Source organism: Paraburkholderia sprentiae WSM5005, from assembly GCF_001865575.2.
Classification (GTDB): Bacteria; Pseudomonadota; Gammaproteobacteria; order Burkholderiales; family Burkholderiaceae; genus Paraburkholderia; species Paraburkholderia sprentiae.
This window is the reverse complement of sequence record NZ_CP017562.2, coordinates 998,389-1,010,377: the sequence shown is the minus strand read 5'-3', so window position 1 is coordinate 1,010,377 and position 11,989 is coordinate 998,389. Positions and strand designations below refer to the sequence as shown.

Sequence of the window (11,989 nt, the reverse complement as noted above, 5' to 3'; positions counted from 1 at the left end):
TTGGATGCAGCGCCATACAAATCATGCTTTAATACTCACACAAAGATTTTTTGTGCGCAATTACTTTGGCTTTGTGTGGACTTAGGTACTTTCCCGAGCCAATGCGGGCAGGCATCGTGCGTGTAGAGGTTCGCCTGTCGACCAGTCGGCAAATGGGTTTAGTATTGGCTTGCCGGCACGCTCGAACAAGTTTTTGTATGGAGAAGAAATCTGGATGAAGAGCACAATTGACCACACAAACGGCGAAGACATTCTCCAGTCAAAGGGACGTCAGCCGACCTATCTTGAGGTGTCGCGCAACCTCGAGGAAAAAGTCCGCAACGGGCTCTACCCGCCAGGTAGCCGCCTGCCGCCTCAGCGCGAGCTTGCGATCGAGCTGGGTCTGAATGTCTCCACCGTGTCACGTGCATACAAGGAATTGCAGGCGCGTGGACTGATCGTGGCGAGCAAGCGGCGCGGCTCGATCGTGACCGGCGGTGCCATGCCTGCCGTGCATGCCCGCAGCGACAACGCCTCGGCAAGCGGCAATGCAAAAACGAACGCCGTAATCGACCTGACCGTGAACCGGCCGGCCACCGGCGAGTTCCTGACGCAGCTCGCGCGGACGATGGCGCAGATCGCGCACGATCCCCGCTATCCGGAGACTCAGGAATATCAACCTCCGCAAGGCCCCGAGTGGGCGCGCGCGGCGGGTGCGCAGTGGCTCGCCGCGCCCGGCTTCGCACCCGGCGCCGACAGCGTGGTCGTCACGAGCGGCGCGCAGCATGGCCTGTATGCGGTGCTCAGCAGCCTGATGGGTCACGAGGGCGTGATCCTGTCGGATCAGCTGACCTACTACGGCCTGAAAGCACTCGCGCCGGTGTTCCAGTTCGAACTGGTCGGCATTCCGAGCGACGACGAAGGGCTGCTGCCCGACCGTCTCGAAGATGTGTGCCGCCACAGGCGCGTGAAGGCGATTTTCACGGTGCCGAATCTGCAGAACCCGACCGTCGTGACGATGAGCCTCGCGCGTCGCGCGGCGCTCGCCGACATTGCGCGTCGGCATCACATCGTGATCATCGAGGACGACGTGTACGGCCCGCTGCTGCAAGCGCGCCTGCCGACGATTGCGAGTCTGTGCCCGGAGCTGACCTTTCACATCACGTCGACGTCGAAGATCCTCGCGCCGGGTTTGCGCGTCGGCTATCTGCACACGCCGCCGCACGGCGCGGCGCTCGCCGCGGAGGCGGTACGCACGACCGCGTGGATGCCCGCGCCGCTGTCGACGCTGATCGCCACGCGCTGGATCGAGGACGGCACCGCGCTGACGATCCTCGACGCGCAGCGCACCGAGCTGCGCGCGCGCCAGCAGATCGCGCGCGAACTGTTGCCCATCGAGCATCTGAAGAGCGATCCCGCATGCATGTTCGTGTGGTTGCGCGTACCGCCGCCGTGGCGCTCGGACGACTTCGCGGCGAACGCGCTCGCGCGCGGCGTCAACACGATGCCCGCATCCGCGTTTGCGGTCGATCGCTCGACGGTCGAGCACGGCGTGCGCATCAATCTCGCTTGCGCCGAGTCGCGCGAGCAGTTGACGCGCGCCCTGCAGGTTCTGGCGCACACGCTGCGCGACCGGCCGCGCGCGCTGTTCGGCACGATTTAGATGTAGCGATGGAACCGTCAGGCGGCGCGGCTAGAATACGGCACTATCATGCCCCGCCGAGCCGCCTTCATCCGATGACTCCGTCCGACGATTCAAGCCATTCCTCGCGCACGACCGCCGCCGATGCGCTGTTCGCTTTCCTGAAGACGCTGCCGCTCGGCGACAGGTTGATCGAGGGCGGCTTCATGGCGGTGCAGGCGGTGGCAGGCGCGAGTCTCGCGTTCGGCATCGGCCACACGCTGCATATCGAGCAGGCGTTCTGGGCCGCGATCACCGCGATTGCGGTGAGCCAGCACAGCTATATCGACACCCGCAAGCTGTCGCGCGACCAGTTCATCGGCGCGATGGTCGGCGGCATCTGCGGGCTCGTCGGCACGCTCGTGGGCGGCGGCCATTTCGCCGCCTACGCGGCGACCGTAGCGATCGCGATCATGATCTGCTGGGTGGTCAACGTCGGCAGCGCGGCACGCCTCGGCGGCATCACCGCGACGATCATGCTGCTGGTGCCGGGCCTCGGCCCCGCATGGGACAAGGCGCTGGTGCGGCTTGCCGAAGTGACGCTCGGCACGGTCTGCGCGCTGCTGGTCGCGCGGTTGATGGCGTCGCTCGAAAGACGTGCATTCAGCAAGAGAGCACCGCACAAATAGCATCGCACGCACGCGTCGAGTTTTTAGTCAGTCATCCAGAGCATCGTCCGCTTGCTTGCGACGTCGGTAGCGTCCCGGCGTCACCCCGACGCTTTGCGCGAACGCCTTGCCGAACGCCGCTTCCGATTGATAGCCGACCGCCTCGCCGATGTCCGCCGCGCTGCGTCGGGTACGCAACAGCAGATCGCTGGCGATCGCCATGCGGATCTGCGTCAAGAAATCCAGCACAGTCATGCCCGCGCGCTCGTTGAAGTGGCGCGCGTAGGTCGCGCGCGACATCGCCGCGCGCTCGCCGAGTTCAGAGATCGTCCATGCCCGTTCGGGCGCGTCGAGCATCGCCTGAACCGATGCGCCGAGGCGGGCGTCCGTGAGCAACGCGAGCATGCCGGCGTTGTTCGCGTTGCGCTCGCCGTGCACGCGCAGCGCCATCGTGAACAGCGCGTGGCTCAGTGCCGTCACGATCGCCACCGCGCCAGGCTGACGCCGCTCCGCTTCGCCGCGCATGAGCGCGATCACCGTTTGCAACGCATCGAGCGTGTGCGGGTCGCCGAGCGACACGTGCAGCGGATCGGGCAGCGCATTGAGCAGCAGCGCCGATGAACCGGGCGCATAGACGAAGCGGCCGCACAGCAGATCGACACGGTCATGAATGGCCGTGTCGTTGGGCGCGCGCGCCGACGTGTCGGTGATTCGATGGCCGTCGTTGCGCCGCACGGGCAGCATGCCGTCATGCCCGAGCGTCACCGGCAAGCCGCCCGCCGAGCGCGTCACGTCACGCACGCGATGCGCGGCGCCACGCGGAAACAGTATGAAATCGCCGGCCTGCATGTCGAGCGACTCGCCGGCGGCGGTCTCGATCACGCAGGTGCCGGCGAGCACCAGATGAAACGGCGCGACGCCCGCTTCGAAAGGCGCATGATCGATATCGAATGCGCCCGACAGCAGGCAGCGAAGATCGAGACTCGCTTGCGGCCGGGCAAGGTCGATCAGGCGACTGAGCGTGTCCATGAGACGAGCGCGCTAAAAATTGAGTCGAATGAGTATTCAGGATATCGCGGTGCGGCGCAATACTGTGGCCCACGACGCCGGCATCCGCCGACGCGCAACGGACCAAGGAGCACTGCCATGTTGAACTGGATCGATTACCGCAAGGAACTGTTCGGCCGAATCGGCGAAATGTCGAAGCTCGCGCCGGACAGTGTGAAAGCCTATCAGGCGATGTCGAACGCCGGTCAGAAGACCGACCTGCTAGGCGCAAAAACACGCGAGCTGATCGCGCTCGCGGTCGCGGTCAGCCTGCGCTGTGACGGCTGTATCACGGTCCATACGGCCGAGGCGCTGAAGCACGGCGCGACGCGTGAAGAAATCGCCGAAGCGCTCGGCGTCGCGATGGCGATCAACGCCGGCGCGACGCTGGTGTATTCGGCGCGCACGCTGGACGCAGTGGCCGCGCATACGCAGGGATAAACCACATCGACGATTCGGTTATTCGCGGCAAGGAAAGCCCGCGCGCCACATCTTCGATCATGATCGGTAGAGGCGGCGCGTCAGGCTCGGGCGAAGACTGACCCGCGGCCGCGGCCAGAGCCGACGAACAGATGATGAGCGTCCCGGCCGCGCGATTACCGCGGCACGACGTGCCGAACCTCCGCCAGCTGCTGGCGGCGCTGCTCGCCCTGCCGCTCCAGCATCCAGCCCGGATACTCCGCTGGCAGCGTGCTGACCTCCGCGAGCTTCGCGAGTTCGTCGGCGGACAGCGCGACGTTGGTCGCCGCGATGTTGTCGTCGAGCTGCTCGATTTTCTTCGCGCCGACGATCACCGTGCTAACGACGCGCTGATGCAGCAACCACGCGAGCGCGATCTGCGCGACCGAGACGTTCTTCGCCGCGGCGATCCCGCGCATCACGTCGATGCAGTCATACGCCCGCTCGCGATCGACCGGCGGAAAATCGAAGCTGGTGCGACGGCTGCCCGCCTCGGCCTGCTGCTCGCGGCCGTATTTGCCGCTCAACAAACCACCCGCGAGCGGACTCCACACCATCAGGCCGAGACCTTCGCTTTGCAGCATCGGCACGAGCTCGCGTTCGAGATCGCGGCCCGCCAGCGTGTAATACGCTTGCAGCGATTCGAAGCGCGCGGTGCCGAGCCGCTCGGCGATCCCGAGCGCCTTGACGATCTGCCAGGCGGCCCAGTTCGACACGCCGACATAGCGCACGTGGCCGTGCTGTACGAGCGTATCGAGTGCGCGCACGGTTTCCTCGATCGGCGTGGCCGGATCGAAACCGTGGATCTGATACAGGTCGACATGATCGAGCTGCAGACGCTTCAGGCTCGCCTTGATGCCGTCGAGGATGTGATAGCGCGACGCGCCGCGAGCGTTCGCGAACTCGCCGGTCTGGCCGAACACCTTGGTCGCGATCACGACCTTGTCGCGCGGCACTTTCAGATTCTTCAGCGCCTGGCCGGTGATCTGCTCGGACAGGCCCCCCGCGTAGACGTCGGCCGTGTCGATGAAATTGATACCCGCGTCGAGCGCCCGGCCGACCAGCCGCTCCGCGTCGTTCTGCTGCAGATCGCCGATCTGCCGCCAGATGCCTTCGCCGCCGCCGAAGGTCATCGTGCCCAAACACAACTCCGAAACAAACACACCGGTACGGCCCAACTGGTTATATCGCATCGTCGACGCTCCATCGCGGGTGCAGGAAGAATCGTCAAGCGTACTGCAATTGGTGGCGCTGCGCAGGTGACGCGCATTGGCACGACCCATGTCCCTGACACCGACAGACCACGCGCACGGAAGAAAACGCCGCGGCGCGCGCAAGCCGCGAAAACCTGCGAGACTGAGCGTTGCCGCGCATCGGCCCGTGCCGGCCGGCAACGCCGCGGCGACCTCACGACTGACTACCCCGCCCCATCTACACGAGCATGACTTCGGCCAACCCATCCGCCGCACTCGACACGACGCCCGGTTCTCGCAAGACCCGCACCACAGTGAGCGCGGCGCGGCCCGCCGGGCCTACCCAGCCGCCGGTACGGCAGGCACTCGAAGGTTTTCACCCAGCCGTCGCCGGCTGGTTCCTGAAAACCTTCGCCGCCCCGACCGACGCGCAGGCCGCCGCATGGCCGCAAATCCGTAGCGGCCGCTCGACGCTGGTCGCCGCGCCGACCGGTTCCGGCAAAACGCTGACCGCGTTCCTGTCCGCGCTGAACGACCTGGTGTCGCGAGGCCTCGCCAACGGCGGCACGCTGCCCGACGAAACGCTGGTCGTCTACGTGTCGCCGCTGAAGGCGCTTTCCAACGACATCCGCCTCAATTTGCAGCTGCCGCTGCAAGGCATTGCCGCCGAGCTGGATGCGCTCGGCCAGCCGGCGCTCGAGATCCGCACCGCGGTGCGCACCGGCGATACCACGCAGCAGGAGCGCAACGCGCTAAAGAAACGCGCGCCGCACATTCTCGTGACGACGCCGGAATCGCTGTACGTGCTCCTCGGCTCGGACTCGGGACGCCGCATGCTGGCGACGGTGCGCACGGTGATCGTCGATGAAATCCACGCGCTCGCGGGCAGCAAGCGCGGCAGTCATCTCGCGCTGAGCCTCGAACGGCTCGACGCGCTGTGCGGGCAACGTCTGCCGCGCATCGGGCTGTCGGCGACGCAAAAACCGGTCAGTGCGGTCGCCCGGTTCTTAGTCGGCGGCGCGAGCCTCGACAGCGACGTGCCGGCCGAATGCGCGGTGATCGACGTCGGCCACGTCCGCGCGCGCGACCTCGCGCTCGAGATCCCGCCGGTACCGCTCGAAGCGGTGCTGCCCAACGAGGTGTGGGAGCGCGTCTACGACCGGCTCGCCGAGCTGGTCGCGCAGCACCGCACTACGCTGATCTTCGTCAACACGCGCCGCATGGCCGAGCGCGCCGCGCGTCATCTGACCGAGCGGCTCGGCAAGGACGCAGTCGCCGCGCATCACGGCAGTCTCGCCAAGGAACATCGGTTCGACGCGGAGCAGCGCTTGAAACGCGGCGAGCTGCGGGTGCTGATCGCGACCGCGTCGCTCGAACTCGGCATCGATATCGGCGATGTCGACCTCGTCTGCCAGATGGGTTCGCCGCGCGCGATCGCGCCGTTCCTGCAACGCGTCGGCCGCTCGGGGCACCACGTGGGCGGCATGCCGAAGGGGCGGCTGTTTCCGGCCTCGCGCGACGATCTGCTCGAATGCGCGGCGCTGCTCGATTGCGTGCGGCGTGGCGAGCTCGACGCGCTGCGCATTCCGCGCGCGCCGCTCGACGTGCTCGCGCAACAGATCGTCGCGGAAGTGTCGAGCGCCGAGTGGAGCGAGGATGCGCTGTTCGACATGCTGCGGCGCGCCGCGCCGTACGCGGATCTGCCGCGCGAACAATACGACGCGGTGCTGCGCATGCTCGCCGAGGGCTATACGAGCCGCCACGGTCCGCGCGCGGCGTACGTGCATCGCGATGCCGTCAGCGGCACGCTGCGGGGCCGGCGCGGCGGCAAGCTGGTCGCCGTGACCTCGGGCGGCACGATCCCCGAAAACGCGGATTATGCGGTCGTGCTCGAACCGCAGGCGATCAATATCGGCACCGTCAACGAGGACTTCGCGGTCGAAAGCCTCGCCGGCGATGTGTTCCAGCTCGGCAATGCGTCGTACCGGATTCTGCGCATCGAAAGCGGCCGCGTGCGGGTCGAGGACGCGCAAGGGCAACCGCCGAACATTCCGTTCTGGCTCGGCGAGGCGCCGGGGCGCAGCGACGAACTGTCGTTCGCGGTCGCGCGACTGCGCGAGCAGGTCGAAGGTCTGCTGACGGAGCGCGAGCCCGCGGCACGCGCGCTCGCGTCGGCGGGAATCGCCGCGACAGAAGTCGCACATGAAACCGGCCCCACCGCGCCGCGGCTCGACCACGCGATCGCATGGCTCATCGACAACCTCGCGCTCGACGAATCCGCCGCGCGCCAGATCGTCGAATACCTCGCTCGCGCCCGCGCGGCGCTCGGCGCACTGCCGACGCAGAGCACGCTCGTGATGGAGCGCTTCTTCGACGAATCGGGCGGCACCCAGCTCGTGATCCACTCGCCGTTCGGCAGCCGCGTGAATCGCGCGTGGGGGCTCGCGCTGCGCAAGCGCTTCTGCCGCAGCTTCAACTTCGAGCTGCAGGCCGCGGCCACCGAAGACGCGATCGTGCTGTCGCTGACCGGCAGCCACTCGTTCGTACTCGACGATGTCTGGCGCTATCTGCATTCGAACAGCGCCGAGCATCTGCTGATCCAGGCGCTGCTCGATGCGCCGTTATTCGGCGTGCGCTGGCGCTGGAACGCGACGACCGCGCTCGGCCTGCCGCGCTACACGGGCGGCCGCAAAACCGCGCCGCAACTGCAGCGCATGCGCAGCGAGGATCTGCTCGCCAGCGTGTTTCCGGAGCAGGCCGCGTGTCTGGAGAACGTCGTCGGCGAACGCGAGGTGCCGCGCCACCCTTTGGTTGACCAGACCATCGACGACTGTCTGCACGACGCGATGGACAGCGAACGCTGGCTCGCGCTGCTACGCCGCATCGAGCACGGCGAGCTGCGGCTCGTCGCGCGCGACCTGCCGGCGCCGTCGCCGCTCGCTGCCGAAGTCCTGACCGCGAAGCCCTACGCCTATCTGGACGACGCGCCGATCGAGGAGCGCCGCACCCAGGCGGTACTGAACCGCCGCTGGACCGATCCGGAAAGCGCCGACGATCTCGGCGCGCTCGACTCCGCCGCGCTCGACAGCGTGCGCGACGAAGCCTGGCCGCAGGCACGCACCGCCGACGAAATGCACGAAGCGCTGACCGGCCTCGCGTGCATCACCGCAGCCGAAGCGCTCGCGCACGAGGCTTGGCCGGCGCTGCTGGCGGGCTTGGCGAAGGCTGGCCGGGCGACGCGCTTGCCGCTGGCCACGACAGCAAACGCGGGCAGCGCCAATTACAGCGACAGCGACAGCGACAGCGCACTGTGGCTGCCCGCCGAACGCCTCACCTGCTTTGAAGCGCTCTACCTAGGCATCCCGCGCGATCGCTACGCTCCGCCGCTGAGCGCTCCGAAGGGCTACACCGAAAGCTGGAGCGCCGACGACGCGCTCGTCGACGTACTGCGCGCGCGTCTGACCGGTTTCGGCCCGCTAACGGTCGACGCGATCGCGCGCCCGCTCGGTTTGCCGGTCGATCGGGTCGAACCGGCGCTGATCCGGCTCGAAGCCGAAGGCTATCTGCTGCGCGGCCGCTTCACGCCGCACACGAGCGAGGAGGAATGGTGCGAGCGGCACCTGCTTGCGCGCATCCACCGCTACACGGTGAAGCGGCTGCGGCGTGAGATCGAGCCGGTCGAGCGGCACGACTTCATGCGCTTCCTGTTCGAGTGGCAGCATCTGACGCCGACCACGCGCGCCGAGGGCCGCGACGCGCTCGCCGCCGCGCTCGATCAGCTCGAAGGCTTCCAGGCCGCGGCCGGCGCGTGGGAGGAAGACATCCTGCCCGCGCGCGTGCGCGCCTACGCGAACAGTTCGCTCGACGAGCTTTGCCGCGCCGGCAAGATCGTCTGGACCCGTCTGACCGAGCGGGCGCGCGGCGCCGCCGGTCCGGTGCGCGGCACGCCGATCGTGCTGCTGCCGCGCGCCCAGCTGCGTGCGTGGCGCGCGTTGCTCGATCCGGCTCGCGAGGTCGAGTTGTCGGCGCTCGCGCAAGGCGTGCACGACACGCTCGCGCAACACGGCGCGATGTTCTTCGACGAACTGCTGGCCGAGGTGCGCGTGCTGCGCATCGAGCTCGAAAACGCGCTCGGCGAGTTGGTCGCGGCCGGCCTCGCGAACTCCGACAGCTTCGCGGGTCTGCGCGCGTTGCTGAAGCCGGCCGCCAAACGCAACGCGTTTTCCAGCAGCCGGCGCGCGCGCGCGAGCGCGCTGATCGGCGGCATGGACGACGCGGGGCGTTGGGCGCTGGTGAGCCGTCCGTCGGCCGCCGCGCCGGAACATCCATCCGAGCGGCGCCGCCAGTTGCCGCCCGAGGTGCTCGAACATGTCGCGATGACCTTGTTGCGCCGCTACGGCGTCGTATTCTGGCGCGTGCTCGAACGCGAAGCCGAATGGCTGCCGCCGTGGCGCGATCTGCTGCGCGTGCTGCAGCGGCTGGAAGCACGCGGCGTGATCCGCGGCGGTCGTTTCGTCAACGGGCTCGCCGGCGAGCAGTTCGCGCTGCCCGAGGCGATTCCACTGCTGCGCGAAGTGCGGCGCCAGCCGAGCGACGGCGCGCTTATTTGCGTTGCGGGCACGGACCCGCTGAATCTCGCCGGCACGCTTCTGGTCGGCGACAAGGTGCCGGCCGTCGCCGGAAACCGCGTGCTCTATCGCGACGGCGTCGTGGCGGCCACGCTGGTGGCCGGCAAGTTCTGGTTCGACGGGGCGCTCGACGCCAATCCGCTCGAGCGCGAACGTGCCCGCGCGTTGCTCACGCGCCGCTTCTAGCGGCGTCACCGCGGCGTCGTTTTGCCGTGAAATAGTCGCACCGCGCGGGCTCGCGCGCATGGTTAGCGAAACGTTAATGATTCTTCGCTCGAATAGTCACGCTTAGATACAATGAGACAGTTTCGAATTAGTATGAGGAAGACTGTCGGCCGCCGCCGCCCTTGATAAGGGATCGCCGGCACACTCCGGGGATTTCATGAGCGACGAGCTACACGACCAGGTGCTTCACGCGCGGTTCGGCACGAGCAGCCCCTGCTGGCGCCTGGCGGCCGCCAGCGACACGCTGGAACTCCTGCCAGCGCACGGCGACGCGGCCGCCGGCGTCGCGATTCCCCTCAAATCTCCTGAAGCCTCCCGGGTCCGCGCGCTGAGCGGCGTGACCTCGCACGTGGTCGTCGACGTGCAGCTGGACGGCGTGCCGCTGCGGCTGCATCTGGTCGGCAAGAAGCTCGACTGTCATCGCTGGGGCGGCACCGCCTCGGCCGATGCCGACACCGAATCCGTCGCGCGCGCGTTGCTGCACGGTCTGTCGTTCGCCGAACGGGTGGTCTCCGAGGTGAACTCGGTCGTCGTGATCGTCGACCGGCACGGCCGGATACAGCGCTTTAACCGCCTCGCCGAGGAGCTGACCGGACTCAGGGAAGAAGACATCATCGGCCGCAGCGTCTGGACGCTGTTCATGTCGTCCGACGACGGCGCGGTCTCGAACGAGGTCAGCGCGAACTTCTTCAATCGTGGCGAACCGTACGAGGTCGAACGGCGCATCAAGACGGTGCACGGCGAGCGGCTGTTCCTGTTTCGCAACAAGCTCGTGCGCAGCGGCAGCGGCATCGAAGGCCAGTTCCTGATCTGCTCGGGCACCGACATCACCGAGCAACGGCTCGCGCAGGACCGCCTGATCGAGCAGGCCACCACCGACCCGCTCACCGGCCTCGCCAATCGCAACGCAATCCAGGAGCGCATCCAGATCGCGATCGAACAGGCGGCGCCTGGCGAAACCGTCGGTGTGCTGTTTCTCGATCTCGACAACTTCAAGAAGGTCAACGATCACTACGGCCACGTGTTCGGCGATCGGCTGATCTGCGACGTGTCGGACGCGATCCGCAACTGCCTGAACCCGGGCGACTCGCTCGCGCGGCTCGGCGGCGACGAATTCATCGTGCTGGCCGCGAAGGGCGCCGCGCATGAGCTCGAAAACACCGCGCAGCGCATCCTCGACCGCATGCGCATGCCGTTCGCGGTCGGGCTGGTCGAGGTGTACACCGGCTGCTCGATCGGCATCGCGCGTTCGCCGGAGCACGGGGACACCCTCGAATCACTGATCCGTTCGGCCGACACCGCGATGTACGTCGCGAAGGACGAAGGCAAGCGCACCCATCGCGTGTTCTCGCCGGACATGAACCGCCGCGTCGCCGAGTTCATGTGGCTCGACACGAATTTGCGCCGCGGACTCGACGAGGGCCAGCTCGCGCTGCACTATCAGCCGAAGCTGAACCTTGCCACGGGCGCCGTGCAAGGCGCCGAAGCGCTGGTGCGCTGGAATTCGCCGGAGCGTGGACAGATCATGCCGGTCGAATTCATCCGTTATGCGGAGGAATCCGGACTGATCGGCGTGCTCGGCCGCTGGGTGATGGAAACCGCCGCCAAACAGGCGGCCCGCTGGAAAGCGGCCGGCTATGACCTGCGCGTCGCGATCAACGTGTCGGCGCGACAGCTCACGGATACGGCCGTGGTCCGCCATTTCACCGAGGCCTTGCAGCACGCGAGCCTCGATCCCTGTCTGATCGACCTCGAGCTGACCGAAAGCTGTCTGATCGAAAACGAAGCGGCCGCGATCGAACTGATCAAGCAGTTCCGCCAGCTCGGCGCGCAGGTGCATCTGGACGACTTCGGCACCGGCTACTCGTCGCTGTCCCAACTCGGCCGCATTCCGCTCGACGTAATCAAGCTCGACCGCAGCTTCGTGCGCTCGATCCACGCGGACATGAAGGCGCAGGCGCTGGTGCGCTCGATGGTCGCGGTCGCGCAGGAGCTCGATTTCCAGGTAGTCGCCGAAGGGATCGAAACCGAAGCGGAAGAAGCCTTCATGAAGGGGCTCGGCGTCGATTACGTGCAGGGCTTCCTGTACGCCAAGCCGATGCCCGCCACCGAGTTCGAGCGCTGGCTGCTCGATAGGCGCAGCAAGCTCAGGCTGATCGCCTGAGCCTC

At 67.2% G+C, this 11,989-nt stretch carries 7 protein-coding genes; 5 read left to right on the top strand and 2 right to left on the bottom strand.

Annotated elements, in window-relative coordinates; genetic code table 11:
* Nucleotides 1-214 precede the first annotated feature (214 nt).
* On the top strand, nt 215-1,642 hold the full coding sequence (locus BJG93_RS21390; protein WP_027196248.1) for an aminotransferase-like domain-containing protein: 1,428 nt from the start codon (nt 215-217) through the stop codon (nt 1,640-1,642).
* Nucleotides 1,643-1,716: 74 nt separating this feature from the next.
* The gene (locus BJG93_RS21385; protein ID WP_027196247.1) at nt 1,717-2,289 is read left to right on the top strand and encodes an FUSC family protein; all 573 of its coding nucleotides are present in this window, start codon (nt 1,717-1,719) and stop codon (nt 2,287-2,289) included.
* A 27-nt stretch (nt 2,290-2,316) separates the two neighbouring features.
* Here the strand turns inward: BJG93_RS21385 and BJG93_RS21380 are convergent, their stop codons facing one another.
* Nucleotides 2,317-3,297 carry a cupin domain-containing protein gene (locus BJG93_RS21380; RefSeq protein ID WP_027196246.1) on the bottom strand — a complete coding sequence of 327 codons (981 nt, stop codon included), beginning with the start codon at nt 3,295-3,297 and terminating at the stop codon, nt 2,317-2,319.
* 117 nt (nt 3,298-3,414) lie between these two features.
* Between BJG93_RS21380 and BJG93_RS21375 the strand changes: the two genes are divergently transcribed.
* The gene (locus BJG93_RS21375) at nt 3,415-3,756 is read left to right on the top strand and encodes a carboxymuconolactone decarboxylase family protein (RefSeq protein ID WP_027196245.1); all 342 of its coding nucleotides are present in this window, start codon (nt 3,415-3,417) and stop codon (nt 3,754-3,756) included.
* Nucleotides 3,757-3,911: 155 nt separating this feature from the next.
* Here BJG93_RS21375 and BJG93_RS21370 read toward each other — a convergent pair whose 3' ends face one another.
* Complete coding sequence (locus BJG93_RS21370; protein ID WP_027196244.1) at nt 3,912-4,967, bottom strand: aldo/keto reductase; 1,056 nt, start codon at nt 4,965-4,967, stop codon at nt 3,912-3,914.
* 248 nt (nt 4,968-5,215) lie between these two features.
* Between BJG93_RS21370 and BJG93_RS21365 the strand changes: the two genes are divergently transcribed.
* On the top strand, nt 5,216-9,781 hold the full coding sequence (locus BJG93_RS21365) for a DEAD/DEAH box helicase (protein ID WP_027196243.1): 4,566 nt from the start codon (nt 5,216-5,218) through the stop codon (nt 9,779-9,781).
* 196 nt (nt 9,782-9,977) lie between these two features.
* Complete coding sequence (gene pdeR, locus BJG93_RS21360) at nt 9,978-11,984, top strand: cyclic di-GMP phosphodiesterase (RefSeq protein ID WP_027196242.1); 2,007 nt, start codon at nt 9,978-9,980, stop codon at nt 11,982-11,984.
* Nucleotides 11,985-11,989: the final 5 nt, after the last annotated feature.

What these genes read in the sequence shown, in the direction of transcription:
- BJG93_RS21365 (WP_027196243.1), top strand. Translation starts at nt 5,216, where the DNA reads ATGACTTCGGCCAACCCATCCGCCGCACTCGACACGACGCCCGGTTCT.
- pdeR (WP_027196242.1), top strand. Translation starts at nt 9,978, where the DNA reads ATGAGCGACGAGCTACACGACCAGGTGCTTCACGCGCGGTTCGGCACG.
- BJG93_RS21385 (WP_027196247.1), top strand. Translation starts at nt 1,717, where the DNA reads ATGACTCCGTCCGACGATTCAAGCCATTCCTCGCGCACGACCGCCGCC.
- BJG93_RS21380 (WP_027196246.1), bottom strand. Translation starts at nt 3,297, where the DNA reads ATGGACACGCTCAGTCGCCTGATCGACCTTGCCCGGCCGCAAGCGAGT.
- BJG93_RS21370 (WP_027196244.1), bottom strand. Translation starts at nt 4,967, where the DNA reads ATGCGATATAACCAGTTGGGCCGTACCGGTGTGTTTGTTTCGGAGTTG.
- BJG93_RS21375 (WP_027196245.1), top strand. Translation starts at nt 3,415, where the DNA reads ATGTTGAACTGGATCGATTACCGCAAGGAACTGTTCGGCCGAATCGGC.
- BJG93_RS21390 (WP_027196248.1), top strand. Translation starts at nt 215, where the DNA reads ATGAAGAGCACAATTGACCACACAAACGGCGAAGACATTCTCCAGTCA.